This is a genomic window from Pseudomonas sp. FP1154 (assembly GCF_030687245.1).
Taxonomy (GTDB): Bacteria; Pseudomonadota; Gammaproteobacteria; order Pseudomonadales; family Pseudomonadaceae; genus Aquipseudomonas; species Aquipseudomonas rhizophila.
On record NZ_CP117465.1, the window covers coordinates 3,516,235 to 3,535,354 of the forward strand.

The 19,120-nt window shown below is 61.1% G+C and carries 21 protein-coding genes; 16 read left to right on the forward strand and 5 right to left on the reverse strand.

Features of this window, described 5'->3' with window-relative positions; translation table 11 throughout:
- The first annotated feature begins 6 nt into the window (after nucleotides 1-6).
- Together PSH91_RS15825 and PSH91_RS15830 are read left to right on the forward strand one after the other, a co-directional pair.
- Entirely contained in the window at nucleotides 7-1,461 is a 1,455-nt protein-coding gene (locus PSH91_RS15825; RefSeq protein ID WP_139049775.1) for an aldehyde dehydrogenase, read from the forward strand.
- 95 nt (nucleotides 1,462-1,556) lie between these two features.
- Nucleotides 1,557-2,120, forward strand: a complete 564-nt coding sequence (locus tag PSH91_RS15830; protein WP_160894340.1) for a cytochrome b — start codon at nucleotides 1,557-1,559, stop codon at nucleotides 2,118-2,120.
- 85 nt (nucleotides 2,121-2,205) lie between these two features.
- Here the strand turns inward: PSH91_RS15830 and PSH91_RS15835 are convergent, their stop codons facing one another.
- Complete coding sequence (locus PSH91_RS15835; RefSeq protein ID WP_139049773.1) at nucleotides 2,206-3,543, reverse strand: alginate export family protein; 1,338 nt, start codon at nucleotides 3,541-3,543, stop codon at nucleotides 2,206-2,208.
- A 238-nt stretch (nucleotides 3,544-3,781) separates the two neighbouring features.
- Here PSH91_RS15835 and PSH91_RS15840 point away from each other — a divergent pair, with 238 nt between their 5' ends.
- The 12 genes from PSH91_RS15840 (at nucleotide 3,782) to PSH91_RS15895 (ending at nucleotide 13,076) form a co-directional block, all read left to right on the forward strand.
- Nucleotides 3,782-4,171: a DUF6152 family protein gene (locus tag PSH91_RS15840; RefSeq protein ID WP_139049772.1), complete on the forward strand. Its 390-nt coding sequence runs from the start codon at nucleotides 3,782-3,784 to the stop codon at nucleotides 4,169-4,171.
- 62 nt (nucleotides 4,172-4,233) lie between these two features.
- Complete coding sequence (locus PSH91_RS15845; protein ID WP_305466136.1) at nucleotides 4,234-5,010, forward strand: hypothetical protein; 777 nt, start codon at nucleotides 4,234-4,236, stop codon at nucleotides 5,008-5,010.
- A gap of 38 nt (nucleotides 5,011-5,048) precedes the next feature.
- Nucleotides 5,049-6,557, forward strand: coding sequence for an alpha/beta hydrolase domain-containing protein (locus PSH91_RS15850; RefSeq protein WP_305466137.1), 1,509 nt, complete (start codon nucleotides 5,049-5,051; stop codon nucleotides 6,555-6,557).
- Nucleotides 6,558-6,584: 27 nt separating this feature from the next.
- On the forward strand, nucleotides 6,585-7,073 hold the full coding sequence (locus tag PSH91_RS15855) for a DUF6644 family protein (RefSeq protein WP_139049769.1): 489 nt from the start codon (nucleotides 6,585-6,587) through the stop codon (nucleotides 7,071-7,073).
- 31 nt (nucleotides 7,074-7,104) lie between these two features.
- Complete coding sequence (locus PSH91_RS15860) at nucleotides 7,105-7,593, forward strand: DUF6644 family protein (RefSeq protein WP_139049768.1); 489 nt, start codon at nucleotides 7,105-7,107, stop codon at nucleotides 7,591-7,593.
- 110 nt (nucleotides 7,594-7,703) lie between these two features.
- Nucleotides 7,704-8,372: a hypothetical protein gene (locus PSH91_RS15865; protein WP_171061353.1), complete on the forward strand. Its 669-nt coding sequence runs from the start codon at nucleotides 7,704-7,706 to the stop codon at nucleotides 8,370-8,372.
- Entirely contained in the window at nucleotides 8,369-9,301 is a 933-nt protein-coding gene (locus PSH91_RS15870; protein WP_139049766.1) for a metal ABC transporter solute-binding protein, Zn/Mn family, read from the forward strand. Before PSH91_RS15865 ends, PSH91_RS15870 begins: the two co-directional genes overlap by 4 nt.
- Before the next feature lie 14 nt (nucleotides 9,302-9,315).
- A complete protein-coding gene (locus tag PSH91_RS15875) occupies nucleotides 9,316-9,993 on the forward strand; it encodes a metal ABC transporter ATP-binding protein (RefSeq protein ID WP_256677107.1) in 678 nt (225 codons plus the stop codon).
- Nucleotides 9,990-10,895, forward strand: a complete 906-nt coding sequence (locus PSH91_RS15880) for a metal ABC transporter permease (protein ID WP_139049764.1) — start codon at nucleotides 9,990-9,992, stop codon at nucleotides 10,893-10,895. The genes PSH91_RS15875 and PSH91_RS15880 overlap by 4 nt, the downstream gene beginning before the upstream one ends.
- On the forward strand, nucleotides 10,892-11,923 hold the full coding sequence (locus tag PSH91_RS15885; protein ID WP_305466141.1) for a metal ABC transporter solute-binding protein, Zn/Mn family: 1,032 nt from the start codon (nucleotides 10,892-10,894) through the stop codon (nucleotides 11,921-11,923). Before PSH91_RS15880 ends, PSH91_RS15885 begins: the two co-directional genes overlap by 4 nt.
- A gap of 29 nt (nucleotides 11,924-11,952) precedes the next feature.
- Nucleotides 11,953-12,243 (forward strand): hypothetical protein, encoded by a 291-nt coding sequence (locus PSH91_RS15890; RefSeq protein ID WP_139049763.1) that lies wholly within the window; start codon nucleotides 11,953-11,955, stop codon nucleotides 12,241-12,243.
- Nucleotides 12,244-12,251: 8 nt separating this feature from the next.
- Nucleotides 12,252-13,076, forward strand: a complete 825-nt coding sequence (locus PSH91_RS15895) for a DUF4198 domain-containing protein (protein ID WP_305466142.1) — start codon at nucleotides 12,252-12,254, stop codon at nucleotides 13,074-13,076.
- A 217-nt stretch (nucleotides 13,077-13,293) separates the two neighbouring features.
- Here PSH91_RS15895 and PSH91_RS15900 read toward each other — a convergent pair whose 3' ends face one another.
- The 3 genes from PSH91_RS15900 to PSH91_RS15910 all read right to left on the reverse strand — a co-directional run bounded on the left by PSH91_RS15900 (nucleotide 13,294) and on the right by PSH91_RS15910 (nucleotide 15,297).
- Nucleotides 13,294-13,698, reverse strand: coding sequence for a VOC family protein (locus PSH91_RS15900; RefSeq protein ID WP_139049761.1), 405 nt, complete (start codon nucleotides 13,696-13,698; stop codon nucleotides 13,294-13,296).
- A 22-nt stretch (nucleotides 13,699-13,720) separates the two neighbouring features.
- Nucleotides 13,721-14,146, reverse strand: coding sequence for a YciI family protein (locus tag PSH91_RS15905; RefSeq protein WP_305466145.1), 426 nt, complete (start codon nucleotides 14,144-14,146; stop codon nucleotides 13,721-13,723).
- A 209-nt stretch (nucleotides 14,147-14,355) separates the two neighbouring features.
- Nucleotides 14,356-15,297, reverse strand: a complete 942-nt coding sequence (locus PSH91_RS15910) for a helix-turn-helix domain-containing protein (protein WP_370695162.1) — start codon at nucleotides 15,295-15,297, stop codon at nucleotides 14,356-14,358.
- A gap of 243 nt (nucleotides 15,298-15,540) precedes the next feature.
- On the opposite strand from PSH91_RS15910, the gene PSH91_RS15915 reads away from it, so the two are divergent.
- Complete coding sequence (locus PSH91_RS15915) at nucleotides 15,541-16,305, forward strand: SDR family NAD(P)-dependent oxidoreductase (RefSeq protein WP_305466146.1); 765 nt, start codon at nucleotides 15,541-15,543, stop codon at nucleotides 16,303-16,305.
- A 326-nt stretch (nucleotides 16,306-16,631) separates the two neighbouring features.
- On the forward strand, nucleotides 16,632-16,889 hold the full coding sequence (locus tag PSH91_RS15920; RefSeq protein WP_305466147.1) for an Atu4866 domain-containing protein: 258 nt from the start codon (nucleotides 16,632-16,634) through the stop codon (nucleotides 16,887-16,889).
- Between the two features lie 118 nt (nucleotides 16,890-17,007).
- On the opposite strand, the gene PSH91_RS15925 is transcribed toward PSH91_RS15920, so the two are convergent.
- On the reverse strand, nucleotides 17,008-18,999 hold the full coding sequence (locus PSH91_RS15925) for a sigma-54-dependent Fis family transcriptional regulator (protein ID WP_305466148.1): 1,992 nt from the start codon (nucleotides 18,997-18,999) through the stop codon (nucleotides 17,008-17,010).
- Nucleotides 19,000-19,120 lie beyond the last annotated feature (121 nt).

Consider the following 19,120-nt stretch of genomic DNA (forward strand, 5'->3'; position numbering starts at 1 on the left):
ACCTACATGACTCAGTACCTGAAACACTTCATCCAGGGCGCGCCCTTCGAAGCCAGCGACGGAGGGCGCATTCCTCTTATCAACCCCGTGACGGAACAGGTCAACGGTAGCTGCGCAAGCGGTACCGCCGAGGATGTGGACCGCGCTGTGGCAGCGGCGCACGCCCAACTTGAGGGGGGCGCCTGGAGCCGCCTGGACGGCGCCCAGCGCGGTCGCCTGTTGTCGAAACTGGCTGACCTGGTGGAGCGCGACAGCGAATTGCTGGCCGATATGGACGCCAACGCCATCGGTCGCTCACCGCTCGAACCACGCCGGATGGACCTGCCCAACGCAATCGCCAACCTGCGCGCCGCCGCCGGCTGGGCCAACCAGCTTGAAGGGCGCACCATTCCCACCGGCGGCTACTTCGGCAGCAAAACCCTCTCGTACACCGTACGTGAGCCGGTAGGTGTGGTCGGTGCCATCGTGCCGTGGAACTCACCGCTGATGATCACCGTGTGGAAGCTCGCCGCCTTGCTGGCGGCAGGCTGCACCGTGGTCATCAAACCCTCGGAAGAAACCCCACAATCGGCCCTGCACCTGGCAGCGCTGGCTCAAGAAGCGGGCTTTCCTGACGGCGTGATCAACGTGGTCACCGGCTACGGTGCGCAGGTGGGTCGTGCCTTGTGCGAACACCCGCACGTGGCCAAGATCAGTTTCACCGGCAGCCCCGAGGCCGGACGCGAGATCCAGCGCACCGCCGGGGTGCTGTTCAAGCGCGTGGCGCTGGAACTGGGCGGCAAAAGCCCACAGATTGTGTTCGACGATGCGCCCTTCGATGACGCGCTGTTTGGCTGCTCACTGGGCCTGTTCGTCAACCAGGGGCAGATCTGTGCCGCCGGCTCGCGCATCCTGGTACACCGCAGCCTCGCTGAGCGCTTCGCCGCGGCGCTTGCCGAGGCCGCGCGCGCGGTCAAGGTAGGCGACCCTCGCGAGCCTGGCGTACAGATGGGGCCGGTAGCCAAGAAAGCGCAGTTCGATCGCGTCAACCGTTACATCCAGATGGGTATCGACCAAGGCGCCTCTTTGTTGGCCGGCGGTGTATCCACCCCGGAGCAAGGCTGGTTCGTGCGACCGACGATCTTCGCCAACGCCCGCAATGACATGACGATTGCCCAGGACGAAATTTTCGGCCCCGTCGGCACGGTCATCACGTTCGACAGCGAAGAAGAGGCTGTGGCACTGGCCAACGATAGCGCCTACGGCCTGGCGGCCACGGTCTGGACGACCGATCTGGTACGTGCGCACCGCGTGGCCGCTGCGGTAAAGGCCGGCGCCATCGGCGTCAACTGCTGGAGCCCGCTGGACGCCAACCTGCCATGGGGCGGCGTCAAGGCCAGCGGCATTGGTCGTGAAGGTGGGCTTGCCGGTGCGCTGGCCTACACCGAGGAGAAAGTCATCACCGTGCTACTGCCCACCTGAGAAAACTCACTGCACCTGCCCTCTCAGGGCCTTGGGTCCCGAGGGGGTATGAATCGTGCATTTTCGATGCCTTGATGATCAATGAAGAGACTGCGATGAACACCTTAAAACAAGCGACAATTGATCGGTATCCGACCTCCCTGCGCATGCTGCACTGGGTGCGTGCCATCGTCATAGCGGGCCTGCTCTGGGCCGGCTGGTATATGACCGGGCTCGATGATGAAGTGGCGAGCAAGTATGAGCTCTATTACCCATGGCACAAATCCTTCGGGGTGCTGGCATTCCTGTTGGTATTGGTCCAGATCGCCCTGCGTTGGCGCACCCCCACGCTTCCGCAACCACCGCAAACACTGGCCGGGCATGAGCGATTCCTGTCGCGCTTTGTGCAACGTTCCATGTACGTACTGATTGTGGCCGTACCGCTGATGGGCTATTCGATGTCGAGCAGTTACACCATGAGCGACGGCGTGTTCTTTTTTGGCGTGAACCTCCCGGAGCTGCTGGCGAAGAATGACGATTTGTTCGTCGTGTTCCAATGGCTGCACAAAGTGCTGGCTTATACCCTGCTGGCGCTGATCGTGTTGCACGTCGCAGGTGCACTCAAGCATCGGTTCTTCGATAGCGACCCTCGCAACGACGTCCTGCGCCGCATGCTGTGACTGAATCACGACTCGGTGAATGCAGGGATGCGCCACCGCTGGTGACGCCCCCTGGTCTAACTATTCTTACGTCGCAAACAGCAGCTCAGAATGCGACCCAAACAATGAATTGGAAGTAGGTGTTGAGCGATGCGCTACCACTCTGGTTGCCTCCGTTGCCGAGCCACTTGTCAGGCTTGTAGAAACCAACGAGCGGCGAGAGCGTGATGTTATCCGTCACCATCCAATCCAGAAACAGATTGACCTCGCGCGCACTGTAATCCTGATCTTGCCGATCAGAGAGCTGATGGTAGTCGAAGTACATTGCGTTAAGGGTCAACTTATCGGTCGGGTTGACTGAGAGCAGCACGTCGCTGATACGCATGTTCGAGGTGACTGAGCCGGCGTAGTTCACACCGATCTCACCCTGGTAACGTTTGCGGTAGCCGCCCTGAAACAGGAAGTCCCACCCTTCGGAGTAACGCGCGTAGCGATAGCTCACCGTCGGTTGCCATTTGACATCGGCGAAGGTGTAGCCCGCATCAAAGAACATCGCCCGCTGTGAGCCCGAACGTTTTTCCTGGCGCGCCACCTCGAACGCGAAGTCGGCATTCTCGATGCCAGCATTGCCCTGGCCACGGATGCTGTAGATATCCATGCCCTTGCGCTCACCCCGATCGGCAAAAACGTATCGCTCTTCGACATCCAGGCCACGCACGTACGTCGAACCGATCGAGCCAATGGGCGTCGTGTAGTCGATGGTGGCGGCCGCCACTTCGGTCTTCGACTGCCCGGGATTATCCGATTTCAACCATATCAGGCTACCGTGAAGGCCCTGCGTACCACCCACCTTGAGGACAGCGGTGTTCCCGAACGCCAATCGCGGGCCCAGGTAAAAGGCTCCGCCGCGATTGAACCGGCCATCCGCTACGCCCTCGATAGGGTTGAAGGCATTTCCGGGGGCGAACCCATCATCGGTGATCAGAAAGCCGTCCACCGTAACGACCTGTCGGCCAAAGGAGAAATCAACGCCGTCCATGCCCAGCGCCGGAATCAGATCACCCGACTTCCAGCCCAGGTAGGCGTCTTCCACGGCTGTTTCCCTTTCATTCCCGGCGGTGAGTGATCCTGCGTCCCCATCACCCCATGATCCCGTACTGATCAGACTGAACCCGCCGTAGATCGAACCTGCACCGATCTTATCCGTCGTGCCGTTTACACCATACTTGGCGAAGCCTTCCTGCCATCGCATCCTGCCGGGCTCTGCTTCGGGGTCGCCGATGTAGTTCTTTTCGCTGCCGAACCAGCCAAATCCCGCCCATAGCTCGGCGTTCAGCACGGTGGCACCGTCATTTTCATTGTAGAGCTCGTAGCCATGAGCCTGGGGCTCAAACGCACAGAGTGCGACCAGCGAAAGCAATGGGGCGTAAGGGGGGGTGCGCATGACGTCTCTCCTGTTTTTATATTTATGAGGCGAGGCGCGAGTGTTCCGCCTGGGTTGCGCAAGCGGTAACCCAAATCAGCACTTGCAGGGGCTCGATGCCCGTTTCTTCGTGCGCGTTATCCCTTCTCCGCAATAAACATTTCCACGACGGGCAGCAGTTGCCGTTTTGGGCTACGGCCCCTGCTCCCACCCCCCTATGCTGGGCCCATAAGAACGTATAAAAACCGAGGCACTCGCCATGACACCTTTGTCGTCCCCGCTATTACGCAAGGGGCTTGGTCTGCTGACCATTGCCGCCTGCATCGCCCTACCCTCCGTGGTCTCTGCCCACCATTCGTTCGCGATTTTCGACCAGACCAAAACGATCACGCTCAAGGGCGTGGTCGGACGCTTCGTCTGGAGCAACCCCCACGTCTCGATTTATTTCGATTCGCCAGGCCCCCCGCCTCAGCAATTCAAGATCGAGACCGGCAGTGTCAACGCCTTAAGCCGCACCGGCTGGAAGTCCGACTTGATCAAGGCCGGCGATGCCGCCGAGATCACCTTCAAGCCGCTGAAAAACGGTGATCCGGGCGGGCTGCTCGTGGAGATCAAGATCGGTGACGTGGTGCTGTCCGGTGGAGGCTGAGAAACCGCATTCCTACGCCATGAGACCTGAATGAACAGACCAACGGGATGGAGACGCTTTCAATGAAACCGACACGAACCTTGAACCTGACAAGCTTCTTCCTGGGCGTGCTACTCATGACTGTCGCCGGGGTGAGCAGCGCTGCCTCTAAAACCCAGGACGCCAAACACGGCGCGGGCACACGCCCCGACATCAGCGGCACGTGGGAGCGGACTCCGGACGACTGGTTCGGAGAGGACCCGGACAATCCGGTGCACCCCGGTGGCCCGATGGACCTGAAGGAGCCCTATGCCAGCGAATACGTCGCGTTGAAAAAGCGCCAGGCCGCCGCGAACGAGGCCGGCACGCCACTGGCCACCACCAGCTCCATGTGCCTGCCCGAAGGCATGCCGGTATTGATGGCGGCGCTCTTCCCCATCCAACTCATTCATGACGATAAGCAAGTGGTGGTGCTCGGCGAATATCTCCAGCAAGTGCGCCGCATCATCCTCAACGAAGCCATGCCTGCGCTGGATACGCTGGACCCCAGCTACCAGGGCTACTCGCGCGGCCGCTGGGAGGGCGACACGCTGGTGGTGCAAACACAAGGCGTGCGCACAGATGTGGCCTTCTACGACGTTCCGCACAGCAAGGAAATGAAAATCACCGAGCGCATCAGACTGAAGGCGCCGGATCGCCTGGAGAACCAGGTAGTGATCGAGGACCCGCAGGTACTCAACAGCCCTTACCGTTTCACGTTCGACTACAAGCGCTCCGACTACCGCATTCACGAATATGTCTGCGAGAACAACCAGATCGTGATCGACAGCGAGGGCAAGACGAGCCTCAAACGCGACTGAACCGATGCCCTCATCGATAACCACTTGGAGGTGACCTAATGGAACGACTGATCACAATCAGCATCCTGCGGCCGTCGATGCAAAGCGCCTTTCTGTCACTCGTGTTGATCTCCAGCGCGTCCGCCGAGGTGCCCCGGATGCCCACGGCCATTGCGGTGCCGCCGTCCGGCCAACTGCCTCTGTCATCGGCAGAGCGCGCGGGCACCGAACACAGCGACCTCGACCGCTACGGTTACGTCGAGGAGGAGTTCTACCTGCAAGGCATTGCCCCGGCAATCACTGCCGCGGGCAAGCCTTTGCTCGAGGCGCCTTATACCACCCGTATCCTGATTCGCAAGCCGACGGACCCGGCACGCTTCAACGGCACCGTCGTGATCGAGCCGTTCAGTTGGTTCGGCGAGCGTGCTGCCGGCTGGATCCTGACCCGCGATTACTTGCTGCGACGCGGCTACGCGTATGTCGGGTACACGCTGAATATCAACCAACCGCCAGTCGATCCCAAGTTCCTTTCAGACACCCCGGCCGCCGAGGCCGAGCAGATCGCCCAGTACGGGCGGATCGTGAACTTCGAGTTCATGCGCCGCTTCGACTACGCCCGCTATGCGCCGCTGGGCGCCTACTACGATCCGCAACGTTTCATCCGCGGTGACGCGCCGGACCCGTTCGCGCCGCAATCCCAGGGCATCGGTGCGCAGCTGGCGCTATTACTCAAGAGCAATGGGCCACAAGGCCCGTTGGCAGGTCTGGACGTGCAACGCGTGTATGTCGACAGCTGGGCCGTCACCGCCCAAGTCTGGATGGACTACCTCGACCAGGGCCGGCACCAGCAATGGCGAATGCCCGACGCAAGCGCGCTGATCGATGGCTACATGACCGGTCGCATGGCCTACGGCGAAGTGGGCGGCGACGTCATTCGAGTGCCGCGCCAGATGCCCGACGGCGTGCCGTTCGTGACCGTTTACAGCCAGTCGGAACTGATGCACGACGTGATCGAAGGCATCGACCTGCCGCCGGACACCGACAGCCCGCAGTTGCGTTATTACGAAGTGACCGGCATGCCGCATTTGCGCCTGGCCGACCTCGGCACCGAGCACACCGAGCACCTCGCTGCCGACATCGGCAAAGGCGATGACACACAGTGCCGGACGCTGTACGACGAGCCGGTGGAAATGGTGGTGTCGGCGTTACTCGATGGCATGGACAAATGGGTACGCGAGGGCAAGCCGATGCCAAAGGCACCCAGGGTCGTGCGCGACGGCAAGGTGGCAGCGCGCGACCCTGCTACCGGCAATCTGCAAGGGGGCGTACGCCCGCCGTGGGTCCAGGTGCCGAGTGCGACCTACCTCACCGATCAAGAAACCGGCTGCGGCCTGATCTACGACACGAAGGTGGCTTATTCGCAGGATGCGCTGCGCCGGCGCTATGGAAGTTTCAGCCACTACCAACAGGCATTCGAAGACGCCAAGGGCGTGTCGATCAAGCAAGGGTATCTGCTGCCGGAAGATGCGGCAGGCCTGCACACGATCGCAACACCTGAAGATTTCTAACCCTCTGACCCTGCGGGAGAGCAACAAATGTCCTCCATACCTGTCATTGCCTGGCTCTATGCGACACCGGTGAGCACCGCCATCAGGGACTTGCTCTGGGTGGTGCCCACTGTGCAGAGCATTCATATCATTGCCATCGCGGTGATCTTCGGCTCCGCCGTCATTTCCGACCTGCGCCTGGCCGGCGTACTCGCCACGGACGAGCCTTTGCGCGGCGTGGTTCAACGCTACTACCCGTGGATGCGCAATGCGCTTGTCGTCCTGCTTGCCACGGGGTTGATCATGGCCATCGGCGAACCGGACCGCGTTCTCCTCAACAACACGTTCTGGCTGAAGATGGCCCTGGTCATCGGCGCGTTCACCCTGGCCTGGCGGCTGCGGCGACCCTTTCTGCGCCCTGCCGTCCCTGCACACAGTGACGACGACAAGCCGCCGGTCAAGGCGCTGGTCTGGCTGTCGATCGCCTTGTGGTGCGTCGTGATCATCTGCGGTCGCTGGATCGCCTACTCGATCTAAACGTTTTCAACCCAGTTCTCAGGTATCCGTCATGGACATTCAATCAATACTGCAAGCCATCGAGGCCAGTTCGCTCGCCACCTTTGTCCGTGAATCGGACACGGCTTTTCCGGCCCTGGAATCGGTGCATGTGATCGGCATCGCCCTGGTGTTCGGGAGTATCGCAGTGGTGGACTTGCGCCTGCTCGGCATTGCCTCCCACCGCAGCAGCGCGCGAAGGCTGATCCGGGAGCTGCTGCCGTACACCTGGGCTGCCTTCGTGGCGTGCGTGATCACCGGTTCGCTCATGTTTGCCGCCAATGCCATCACCTATGCGCAGAACTCCGTGTTCCTGTGGAAGATGGGCGTGTTGATGCTGGCGGGCCTGAACATGGTGATATTCCATCTGGGCGCCTTTCGCCGCATCGACGAATGGGACGCCGTGCTGCCACCCCCCGGCCAGGCGCGTATCGCCGGGTTCAGTTCGATGGCGTTGTGGATCGGCGTGATCTGCCTTGGCCGCTGGATTGCGTTTATCTGATGGCCCGGCTATCGCCACGCAGGCACCACCCCAACGGCACACCCGGCGATGCCGCCAGCAGTGCATTCACGCTTGTGCACCCGCGCTCCGGCCGATGGGAAACCGCGGGCATGCTGCTTGCTGCACTGATCATCATCGCCAGCGTGGCCGGTTATATGTTGTTGCGGCCACAGAAAGTCGGCCCACCCACCGCGCTGAGCTGGCAGGTGCGTTCCTTCGATGGCCTGAGTTCGGTCGATCAGGCCATCCATAGTGCGCTGTTGCCTGCCGGTGAAGAAATCATCTGGAACAACAACGACACCGGCGGCTGGATCACCCTGGATCGTGCCCAAGAGCTTGTGCTGCCGCCCTTCTATCGGGACGCCTTCTGGAAGGCCAATGGTCAGGTGCACTGGCAACTGATCCTGCCCGGCACCCACCTGTCCCACAGGCAGTCTGCCGACAAACACACCGACAACGACGCCCATGCCGACGCCGCCGCGGTTCCCGCGCCTCTCCCCTCCAGCGAGGTGTCGCAAGCCACTCAGGGCCAGGGCGCCACGGTCTATTACGGCTCCGGCGGCAGTGTGCCGGGCCAGAGCGCCTACCTGCTCGTCATCGGTCATGCCCATGCCGGGGTGATGTGGGCCAACCAGGCGACGATCTGGATCCATCCCAATCCGAACGCGCCCTACCCCTCCATCGTCAAGGCCGAGTCGCTGGTCGGCGACGGCTGGCGACAAGTCATTCCTTACGACGGCACCAGTGAAATCGAACGCGTAAAAGGAACCCAGCCATGAATGCCTTTATAAAACACCGCACACTGTTGCGCCGTTGCCTGGCGTTGCTGCTGCTGATCCCCGCCATCGCCTGCGCCAGCCCGGAACACCCCGCCGGCAAGCGGCTCAAAGTCGGCGTCACATTGCATCCCTACTACAGCTTCGTGGCCAACATTGTTGGTGATCGGGCGGACGTCGTTGCGCTGATCCCGGCGCAGGCCAATCCGCATAATTACCAGCCGCAACCCGACGACATTACCCGCGCGATGAACATCGATGTGCTGGTAGTCAACGGCATTGGCCACGATGAATGGGCCTTCGAGATCATCAAGGCCGCCGGCCGTCGCGAGACGCTGCCGATCATTCAGGCCAATGCCTCGGTGGCACTCATTCCCATCGGCGGCGACCAGGGCGGCGTCAAGGTGGTGAACCCACATACCTTCGTCTCCACCACGGCGGCGATACAACAGGTGTTCGAGATCGCCCGCCGCCTGGGCGAGCGCGATCCGGACAACGCGGCGGCCTATAGGCAGAACGCCCTGGCGTATGCCGGACGGATCCGCGCCCTGCGCGCGCGCTTCATGAGTCGCTTTGCCGCGCTGGATCTTTCGCCGTTTCGTTGCGCGACGTTGCACGGCGGTTACGACTACATGATGCAAGAGTTCGGCCTGTTTGTGAGCGCCGTGATTGAGCCGCGTCACGGTGTGGCGCCGACTGCGCGCCAGTTGGCCACCACGATCGACACCATCAGGAAGGCCAATGTAAGGGTGCTTTTCGCCGAAAAGAACTTTTCCATGGATCTGGCCAAACCGATTGAAGCAGCCACCGGAGTAAAAGTCTTCACCCTGTCCCACATCACCGGCAGCACCTACAGCGCGGACGAATTCGAGGTAGCCATAGGCGAAAACCTTGAAACGTTGGCCGAAGCCGTCGAGTTCACGCAACGATGAAGAAGGATCAAGCGATGCGCGGACCTGCCGTGATGTTCGATAACGTCTCGCTGCAACTGGGCGGTACACAGGTGCTCGATGCGGTGAGCTTTCGGGTGGAAGCCGGTGCGCTGCACTGCCTGGTCGGCCCGAACGGAGGGGGCAAGACCTCACTTGTGCGCGCGCTGCTGGGCCAGATGCCGCATTCCGGGGTTATCCGCTTTGAGGGTGTCGCCAAGCCGGTGGGCTACGTGCCGCAACTGCTGGATTTCGACCGCAACGTGCCGATGACGGTCAACGATGTGATGGCACTGCTCACTCAACGCCGGCCGGCTTTCCTGGGCTCAAGTCGCTCCGCGAGGGCGGCGCAGGCCGAGGCCCTGGCGCGTACCGGTGTGGCCGGAATAGGCACAAAACCATTTGGCAGCCTGTCCGGTGGGCAGCGCCAGCGCGTGCTGCTGGCCCAGGCGATCAGCCCCGCGCCGTGGCTGCTGGTCCTCGATGAACCCACCGCCGGTATCGACGAAGCCGGTGTGCGCCTGGTGGAAGCACTGGTGGCCGAGTTGCACGACTGCGGCGTCACCGTCCTGTGGATCAACCACGATCTCGAACAGGTCAGGCGTATCGCCCAGTCCGTGACCGTTATCAATCAAAGGGTGCTGTTTCATGGCCCGGCCGATCAGATCGACTGCCGACTGGAGGATATTCGATGAGTGCCTTGTACGACTTCATCCGCGATCACCTCCAGACGCTCGCCGCGCGCCAGATGCTGCCGCAACCGTTCGAATACGAGTTCGTGATCAATGCGCTGATGTGCGCCGTTCTGATCGGACCCTTGTTGGGTGTGCTGGGCTCAATGGTGATGATCAAGCGCATGGCTTTCTTCAGCCAGTCCGTTGGCAATGCTGCGATGACTGGCGTTGCCATTGGCGTGCTGATTGGCGAGTCCTATACCTCTCCTTACCTGTCGATGTTCGGCTTCTGCCTGCTGTTTGCGCTGACGCTGAAATACACCCAGCACCGCACGACGCTGGCCAACGACACACTGATCGGGGTGTTCCTGTCCATTTCGCTGGCAGTCGGCGCCTCGTTGCTGCTGTTCGTGTCGGCGAAGATCAACACCCACGTGATGGAAAGCGTGCTGTTCGGCTCCATCTTGGCCGTGGACCACACCGACATGAATGTGCTGCTCGGCGTAACGGTCATTTGCGCCCTCATCGGGCTGCCCCTGTACAACGGCATGTTGCTGTCCAGCCTCAATCCGAGCCTGGCACATGCGCGCGGCGTGCCGGTGCGCAGCGTCGAGTACCTGTTTGTGGTGTTGGTCACTCTGGTGACGGTGGCCTGCCTGAAAATCATCGGTGCGGTATTGGTCGAGGCCCTTCTGCTGATACCCGCCGCGGCGGCCCGCAACGTCACCCGCTCACTTGCGGCACTGGTCACGCTGGCCATCCTGATTGCGACGTTTTCCTGCGTGGTCGGCATCCTGGCGCCTATGCAATTCCACATCCCGGTGCCGACCGGCGGTGCGATCGTGCTGGTCGCCGCTCTGGTGTTTGTCTTGACCACCATCATCCGTGCGACCTCGTCGCGATTCAGAGGGACCAGCGTATGAAATGGCTTTGCCTGTCACGTGGATCCTGGCTGGCGGTGTTGGCCCTGCTGCTGGGCACCCAGTTCCCGGTCTTTGCCGATACCGGCCGCCAGCGGGTGCTCGTTGCGCTGCCGGCGGTGTACGCACTTACGTCGGCGCTCAGCGAAGGCACGCTCATCCAGGTCATGCGGCTACCGCCGGACAGCCCCGTACCCATGGAGAGCCTGGCCAATGCGCTGTCGCGTCTCGATCCGGCCGTGTTCCAGCAAGCCGACGCCGTGGTGACCCTGAGTCATCTCTGGCGTGCGGACCCATTGTATGCAACGGCCCGGCGCCACAACCTGCGCATCATCGAGATCGATGCCTCGCGTTCATGGGACACGATCAAGCCCGGCGTGGCCGTGATGCGCGTGCCACCGAACGACGTGCCCTGGGCCGTCGCGAGCAACATCGATAGCGGCCCGTCGGCCTACGCCTGGCTCGGTCCCGTCAACGGCATGCGCATGTCGGCGCTGATCGCTGCCGACCTGACACGCCTGTCCCCCGCCGATGCGCCTCGAATCGAGAGCAACCTCGCCGCACTTGAAAGCCGCCTGCGCCGGCTCAAGGCCGACTACGGCGCGCGGATGGTAGCGCTGCCGGATGTGCGCGTGCTGTCGCTGGCGAACGAGTTCACCTACCTGTTTGGCGAGTTCGGCATCTTTGTCGACGGCTGGTTCGTGCGCCAGGACCTTGACTGGAGCGACGCCGATCGCACCGCACTGACCCGATACCTGCGCGAGCGTGACATCCGCGTAGTGGTCCACAAGTGGATACCGGATGAAAAGATCGCCAGGGCCATCCAGGACGGCGGCGCACGGTTGCTGCTACTGGACACCGGCAACCCGGGAGAACTCGCCGACGCAGCCGGCGACTACATCGCACTTCTGCGCTCGAATCTGGAGGCGTTGCTGGCGGCCTTCTCCCCGGCTGGCAACGACACTACAAGCGGCGATGATCAATCGCCATCCCATGATCAACCTCGTGCGCTGAGACCAAAGATCCTATGAGCCACATAACTTCAACCATTCGAATATCGATGGCAGGCACCCTCTTGCTCTGCCAGACAGCGTTGGCCCATGGGCCCGTGCTCGACTGCTACATCGAGCGCGATGACCAGGTGAAGTGCGAGGCCGGGTTCACCGATGGCAGCTCGGCCGCCGGCAGAAAAATCCATATCCAAAACCCAAGCGACAAGGTGTTGCTCGAAGGCGAGGTCGGCAAGGACAACACCTACACCTTCCAGCCCCCCACCGGAAACTATTCCGTGGTGTTCCTCGGTGGAGCCGGCCATGACGTAACCATTCAGTCCTCCGACATATCAAGGTGAAAATGACCATGACGTTCAAACGAAAACTGCTCCAAGCCATTGCCGCGACTACATTCAGTGGCTTGACCGGCGCTGCACAGGCGCACTTCCAGATGCTCTACCTCGAGGAAACAGCGCTGCAGCGTGCGGAAAAACTGGAGTTCGCGCTAGTGTTCACTCATCCCTTCTCCGGCGGCCCCACCATGGCCATGGATGAACCCCGGGCCTTTAACCACACCAGCGCGCACGGCGGGGAAAAAATCAATCTGCTCGAATACTTACGTCCAGTCGAGTGGCAGAGTCGCGATAACCGGTCGACGGCCTATCGAGCATCGATCCCACGTGAGCTGGTGCGCTCACTGGGTGACCATATCTTCGTACTCGAGCCCGAGCCTTATCTGGAAACCGAAGAAGGTGTCTACATCCAGCAATTCACCAAGCTGATCGTGAACGTGGGTGGAGTACCCGGTCACTGGGCAGAACCACAAGGGTTGCCGGTTGAGATCCAGCCCCTGAACAAACCTTATGCCAACTGGACCGGCGGAGTATTCCGCGCCTTGGTGCTGGCCGACGGCAAGCCCGTCCCGTTCGCCGAGATCGAAATCGAATACCTCAACCATTCCGTTGATGTCGAGAAAAACGCCTTCGGCGAGCAGGACTACATAACGGCTCCTCAGGCTTCCTTCAGAGCCCTTAGCACCTACTCGGATTCCCAAGGCATCGTGACCATTGGCCTGCCCCGCGCCGGGTGGTGGGGTATCGCAGCACTCGACATCGGGACAACGAAAACCCACAAAGGCAAAGCCCTGTCGCAAGACGCAGTGCTGTGGGTGCAGGCCAGAGACATGAAATGACACAAACCCAACCGTTGCGCGTAAAGCCTTGGAGTCGATCATCCTTGTTTCCAGGTCGAACGCGCCTTGGTTATGCCAATCCCGAAACCGTTGATCACCGTTGACGCCTCCCCGCTATTCGCAACGCTTCAAGTTCTTCGCTCCCGTAGCCGAATTCTGCGAGAATTTCGGCGCATAACGCGCTCTGCCTGTCACGGCTCACGCACGTCAATGCAGCTTATTCCCCCTCGTAGTTGACCATCCAGGCAATCCCGAAACGGTCTTCGAACATCGCAAAACGTTCCGCCCAAAAGGTCTTCGCCAGGGGCATCTGCACGGTGCCACCTGCACTCAAGCCATTGAACAGCCGTTCGGCCTCTTCCACGCTGTCGACGTTGAGGGAAACCGACACGCCTTGCGGCTGGCGATACGGCTGGCCTGGCGGGCAGTCGGAAGCCATCAGGCTGAAATTGCCCACGGTCAGGCAGGTGTGCATGATCAGGTCGGCGTCCTTGGGCATGCCGACGTCCTCCGGCGCCTCGGCAAAGGACATGGAAAACAGCTCGCCGCCAAGTACGTCCTTGTACAACGCAAAGGCTTCCTTGCAGCGGCCGTTGAAGGTCAGGTAAGGGATGATTTTCATGCTCGCAACTCCTGTAGTCGGCTCACGATTGATTGGACAACTGCGCCCGCAGACGCTCTTCCTGCTCGCGCAACTCGGGGGTAAAGCTCTCGCCAAAATCCTCGGCTTCGAAGATCTGGCGGAGCTCGATTTCACTGTCACTGATCATCGGGTTCGGGCAGCGTTTGACCCAGTCGATGGCTTCCTGCAGCGACTGGACCTGGAAGATCCAGAAGCCGGCAATCAATTCCCTGGTTTGCGCAAAAGGCCCCTCGACGACGGTCCGGTTCTTGCCGGAAAACTGCACGCGCACACCCTTGGCACTGGGATGCAGCCCTTCTCCGGCGAGCATCACCCCGGCCTTGAGCAATTCTTCATTGTAGGCGCCCATGGCGGCGAGCAATTCTTCGCTGGGCATTTGTCCGGCTTCCGATTCCGGACTGGCTTTGACGATCACCATAAATCGCATGCGCTTGTCTCCTGAGAGTGGATGGATTAAGCCGCCCTTGTGGTGGCTCTACGGACTAATCGAATGGCAAGGGTCGAAATCGACAGCCTGACGCAATTATTTTTTTGGCAGGCCGTTGCGGCTTCAGCCATGGATCACTCGGAGCAACGGCGCAGCCTTTCACACCATCCGAATGAACACTGCAAACCGCAGAAACGCTTAAACAGCCGTCATGCCCGACGATAGACGCTGGGCGTGACGCCCACTTCGCGGCGAAACACCTGGGAAAAATGGCTGGGGCTCGAATAGCCGACCTCCAACCCGACATCGATGATGCTTCGGTTCGTCTCCAGCAGCAGATGCCGGGCGCGGCTCATGCGCAAGCGAATGAAGTACTGAGAGGGTGAAAGCCCGGTGGCGCGCTTGAACATGCGGCTGAAGTGGTACTCGCTCAGTTGCGCAACCCGCGCAAGGTTCGCGAGGCTGAAATCGGCGGCAAGCCCCTCGGTCATTGCCTCGATAACGCGGCGCAGTTTGTAGGCCTGCAACGCGTTGTTGCGCCGGGCACTGCGGTTTGGGTCAAGGTAGCGCCGCACCAAATGCACGGCCAGCGCCTGAGCCAGGCTGTGGGCAAACAAGGGGCTGGGCTGGCGCTCGTCGATGAGTTCCTGGCGCAGTTGCTCCAACAGGAAACTGATTCGTTCATCCCGGTCACCGGAAACATCGAGGAAGCTGACCGGGTCGGCGTGTTCGCCCAGTACCTCGCGCGCGGCTTGATCAATCAATGGCAGGCCGAGATACAGGTGCATCACCTCAAAAGCGTCGCAGCCTTGGGTCTGCCAGCGCATCTCGTAGGGCTCGCCAGTGTTGGTGAGAAAGAAGTCGCCGGTCTTGACGTCGGACGCGACCCATTCCCCACCCAGAACGCGCTCCTCGACCCGAGCCGCGCCCGCCAGCACCCACACCAGCAGAGGCTCGACCACCGCGGGCACCAGGATGGGCTCGACGATGCTGTGATGGCTGAACCGCAACATCACCACGTCCTGCATCTGCGGGCGCGGCGGTAACGTCTGCGGCGTTCCCGGCAAATAGTGCAGCATCGATTCGCCCGTAATGCGTTGAGCATCGCTGGCGAGGTTTTGCGGATCGGGTTGGTGCACAGGATGCTCCATCGACAAAGCCCTCTGACGAGGACTGGTGCCAACAGGATAACGCGGCGGCGGCCATGAGCAAGGTTGCGCGACAGACCGTGTGCGCCGGAGCCTCGCATGCTGGAGCAAAACCCCAACAGTCCAGGCAAGCCTGCGAAAGCCCGAACATGCACATTGAGAGACAGTGAAGCCGTCGATAACGACAGCGCCTCACGGGCGCGGAGCCGGCGAATGTCTCCTCGGCTCGCAACGCAGGAGAGCATCATGACTGATATCACCTACAGCATCCCCCACGAAGTCGCAGGCAAAGTCGCGCTGGTCACCGGCGCGGCCAGTGGCATCGGCAAAGCCATCGCACTGTTGCTGCACGCTCGTGGCGCCAAGGTCGTTGCTGAAGACCTGAACCCCGCCGTCGAAGAGCTCGCCCGTCCCGGGCTGGTGCCGCTGGTGGCGGACATCAGCGAAGACGGAGCCGCCGAGCGCGCGGTCGGCCTGGCCGTCGAGCAGTTCGGCCGGCTGGATATCCTGGTCAACAACGCCGGGATCATCATCAACAAGCTTGTCATCGACATGACCCGTGAAGACTGGGAGCGCATTCAGGCAGTCAACGCCACCGCGGCCTTCATGCATTGCCGCGAGGCGGTGAAAGCGATGATTCCCAACAGATCCGGGGCAATCGTCAACATCGCCTCTTACGCATCCTACTTCGCCTTTCCGACGATCGCAGCCTACACCGCGTCCAAGGGCGCGCTGGCCCAGTTGACCCGCACGCTGGCGCTCGAAGTGATCGAGCATGGCATCCGCGTCAATGCCATCGGCGTCGGCGATGTGGTGACCAACATCCTTAATGACGTGGTCGACGACGGCCCGGGCTTTCTGGCCAAGCACGGCGAAGCGGCACCCATCGGCCGCGCTGCGCAGCCGGAGGAAATTGCCGAAATCGTCGCCTTCCTCGCCTCGGACCGCGCGAGTTTCATGGTCGGCTCGGTGGTTATGGCCGATGGTGGCATGACCGTCACCGCGGGCTAATACGGCGTTGTCGCTGCACACCCCGGGCAAGGATGCCCTCGGCCGGTGTCTGTTGACTTTGGTCTGGATCGATAAGCCGGTTCGGTGTCGGTTACGCCATACAGGATCAGGCAAACCCGCGACATTTTTGACATAACGGCCAAGCGGATCCACTCCCTACTCTGGACTCACGAAACGGATGACACCGGACGGCCCGGACAGGGCCATCCGAACTCGCTGTTCAAATGTGAGGGCAGAACATGAAAAGTATCAGCCAATTGTTGATCGGTACCGCTTTGAGCGCCGTTGTCGTCTCGGCTGATCTAACCGCAGAAGGAGAATGGAACATGCAACGTATTCAACCTACTACCGCCAGTCACCCCTACGCCGGCATGTGGATCACCGCTGATGGGAATATTCGCCATGAGCTGTTGCCAAATGGGCGCTACGACGAGGCTCGCGGAAATCGCGAAAGCGCTTATCAGGGGCGTTACGAGGTGGAAGGCGATTACATCCGCTACTGGGACGACACGGGCTTCACTGCCGATGGAACGTTTCGGGACGGCGTCCTCTACCACGCCGGGATGGTGCTCTATCGCAAGTGACAGAGACGCCCGGCTCCTTTTGACCGGGCGTTTCTCGTCTCGCCAGCATGAAGGATGCATAAAACCACCCTCGAGCGGAGACTGGTCGTCCGTTTCATCGCCAGCGTTGCGCCACCGGCTAAGAACGGAACGCATCAACCTTGAGCCCATACCGACTCATCTTGTTGTACAACCCCCCACGCGACACATTCAGCCGTTGAGCCGCCAGGCGGATGTTTCCGCGCGTGTCTGTGAGGGCGGCAATGATTGCATTCATTTCATGGGTGCCAAGGTCCGGCGCCGTCCGAGGTTCAGGGGCACTCCCCCACGTCGATAGTCGCCCTCGCTGCCTGATCTCCAGCGCAAGATCGCTCGGCTGGATCAGTTCGCTCATCGCCAGGTTGGTCGCCCGTTCAATGACGTTTTCCAGCTCGCGAACATTGCCCGGCCAATCGTAGGCGCCAAGCATATCCAGTGCCACGGGAGAAAGGTCCTGCGTCGATTTGCGGAGCGACCGGGCACAACGCGCGAGAAAATGCCGCGCCAGCAACGGCACGTCTTCGCGGCGCATTCGCAGTGGCGGCACGGTCAGGTTCAGGACGTTGAGCCGGTAGTAAAGGTCCTCACGAAAGGCGCCCTCGGCCACCGCCTGGCTCAGGTTGCGGTGAGTGGCGGCAATGATGCGAACGTTGACCCGCAGCGATTTTTTTGCCCCCACCCGTGTCACCTCGCCTTCCTGCAGGACGCGCAGCAAGCTGACCTGCGCATCAAAGGACATGTCACCGATTTCGTCGAGGAAGATCGTCCCGCCATCGGCCAATTCGAACTTGCCTGCCGAGCCACCGCGAGCCGATCCGGTGAAAGCGCCTTCGACATGACCGAACAGTTCGCTCTGCACCAGGTCACGGGGAATGGCGCCGCAATTGACCGCCACGAAAGGACCGCCACAACGGTCGCTGGCATTATGGATCGCCTGGGCGAACAGCTCCTTGCCTGTGCCGCTCTCGCCGAGGATCAGCGTGGTCGAATCACTGCGACTGGCGATCCGTGCCAGGTGCACTGCATCCTGAATCGCCCGTGAATGGCCGAGGATGGTTTCGAAGGTGTAGCTGGCCTGGGTGCCCATGATCCGCCGGGTGATTTCCCGAATGCGTCGGTTTTCGCGCAACGAAACAATCCGCCCGCCTTGTTCCAGCGGGCAGACCGACACCAGGCATGCCAGATGGCTGTGGTCGTGCAGTTCAAAGGTGCAGTCCAGGTCCCGTACGCCCTCCCCGCTGGCAAGCAGGACGGCATCGGTCAGCTCACTTTGTCCCAGGCTCTTGAACGGACTGCCGAGCAGGTCATGACCCACGCGGAACAACTGCCGGGCGTAATGGTTGAGCGCCTTGATGCAGCCCTGCTCATCCAATACCACCAAGCCCTCGTTGAGCACTTCAAGCACGGTTTGTTGCTCTTCCAGCAAGGTTTGCAGCGCCATCTGCCTCGAGACCGCCTCGGCCGCGGCCTGGACAGTGCCCAGCGTATGGAAATGAAACCAGCCTGGTTCTGCCGTCAAGGTCAACATACCCAAGGTTCGGCCCTGGGCATCCCGGATAGGCGCGGCGGCGCAATGCATGCGGCGCTGGCGCAGGCCAAGCCCGAAGTTCTCCTCGGCCAGCACATAGACCAAACGGTCTTCGACGATCGCCAGCCCGGTGCAATTGGTGCCCTGTACCGACTCCAGCAGGCGACTGCCTATGGGGGTAAGGTCCAGGCCACAAAAGTACAAAGTCGTGCCTTGGGTATCGGTCAGATTGATATGGCCCTTGGGGTTGTAGGCGAGCAAACCGCGCATGACCTGCGCCGCTGCGGCGATCAGCACCCGGTTGGCTGCCAGTGTCGCGGCGAGGTCGTCGGGCGCGACAAAACGGTACTCACCGTCTTCTGGATCAAGGCCGGCATGGACGCTGCGCAACCAGGACTCCCAAATCACCCGCCTGATTCCGGCAGGGCGATCGATTACCCCCTGCAAGCACGCTCGCCAGGCCTCATCCAGCGCAGTGCCGGGCCCTTCGTTCAACGACGCTGGGCCAAGCGCGGTGAGGTAATCGCGGTCTTCGGCGCTCAAGGCGGCAGGTTGCTGATTCATTATTCGGCCATATGTTCATATTTTCGACATGTCAGTATAGACATGTAATCAAAATGAACATGAATACAAACGACAATGAATAAAATCTGTTTAATATCAATGAGTTGATTATTGGCACAGC

Bases quoted from the DNA above. Each gene is read 5' to 3' on its own strand.
- PSH91_RS15825 (WP_139049775.1), top strand. From the start codon at position 7: ATGACTCAGTACCTGAAACACTTCATCCAGGGCGCGCCCTTCGAAGCC.
- PSH91_RS15830 (WP_160894340.1), top strand. From the start codon at position 1,557: ATGAACACCTTAAAACAAGCGACAATTGATCGGTATCCGACCTCCCTG.
- PSH91_RS15835 (WP_139049773.1), bottom strand. From the start codon at position 3,543: ATGCGCACCCCCCCTTACGCCCCATTGCTTTCGCTGGTCGCACTCTGT.
- PSH91_RS15840 (WP_139049772.1), top strand. From the start codon at position 3,782: ATGACACCTTTGTCGTCCCCGCTATTACGCAAGGGGCTTGGTCTGCTG.
- PSH91_RS15845 (WP_305466136.1), top strand. From the start codon at position 4,234: ATGAAACCGACACGAACCTTGAACCTGACAAGCTTCTTCCTGGGCGTG.
- PSH91_RS15850 (WP_305466137.1), top strand. From the start codon at position 5,049: ATGGAACGACTGATCACAATCAGCATCCTGCGGCCGTCGATGCAAAGC.
- PSH91_RS15855 (WP_139049769.1), top strand. From the start codon at position 6,585: ATGTCCTCCATACCTGTCATTGCCTGGCTCTATGCGACACCGGTGAGC.
- PSH91_RS15860 (WP_139049768.1), top strand. From the start codon at position 7,105: ATGGACATTCAATCAATACTGCAAGCCATCGAGGCCAGTTCGCTCGCC.
- PSH91_RS15865 (WP_171061353.1), top strand. From the start codon at position 7,704: ATGCTGCTTGCTGCACTGATCATCATCGCCAGCGTGGCCGGTTATATG.
- PSH91_RS15870 (WP_139049766.1), top strand. From the start codon at position 8,369: ATGAATGCCTTTATAAAACACCGCACACTGTTGCGCCGTTGCCTGGCG.
- PSH91_RS15875 (WP_256677107.1), top strand. From the start codon at position 9,316: ATGCGCGGACCTGCCGTGATGTTCGATAACGTCTCGCTGCAACTGGGC.
- PSH91_RS15880 (WP_139049764.1), top strand. From the start codon at position 9,990: ATGAGTGCCTTGTACGACTTCATCCGCGATCACCTCCAGACGCTCGCC.
- PSH91_RS15885 (WP_305466141.1), top strand. From the start codon at position 10,892: ATGAAATGGCTTTGCCTGTCACGTGGATCCTGGCTGGCGGTGTTGGCC.
- PSH91_RS15890 (WP_139049763.1), top strand. From the start codon at position 11,953: ATGGCAGGCACCCTCTTGCTCTGCCAGACAGCGTTGGCCCATGGGCCC.
- PSH91_RS15895 (WP_305466142.1), top strand. From the start codon at position 12,252: ATGACGTTCAAACGAAAACTGCTCCAAGCCATTGCCGCGACTACATTC.
- PSH91_RS15900 (WP_139049761.1), bottom strand. From the start codon at position 13,698: ATGAAAATCATCCCTTACCTGACCTTCAACGGCCGCTGCAAGGAAGCC.
- PSH91_RS15905 (WP_305466145.1), bottom strand. From the start codon at position 14,146: ATGCGATTTATGGTGATCGTCAAAGCCAGTCCGGAATCGGAAGCCGGA.
- PSH91_RS15910 (WP_370695162.1), bottom strand. From the start codon at position 15,297: ATGGAGCATCCTGTGCACCAACCCGATCCGCAAAACCTCGCCAGCGAT.
- PSH91_RS15915 (WP_305466146.1), top strand. From the start codon at position 15,541: ATGACTGATATCACCTACAGCATCCCCCACGAAGTCGCAGGCAAAGTC.
- PSH91_RS15920 (WP_305466147.1), top strand. From the start codon at position 16,632: ATGCAACGTATTCAACCTACTACCGCCAGTCACCCCTACGCCGGCATG.
- PSH91_RS15925 (WP_305466148.1), bottom strand. From the start codon at position 18,999: ATGAATCAGCAACCTGCCGCCTTGAGCGCCGAAGACCGCGATTACCTC.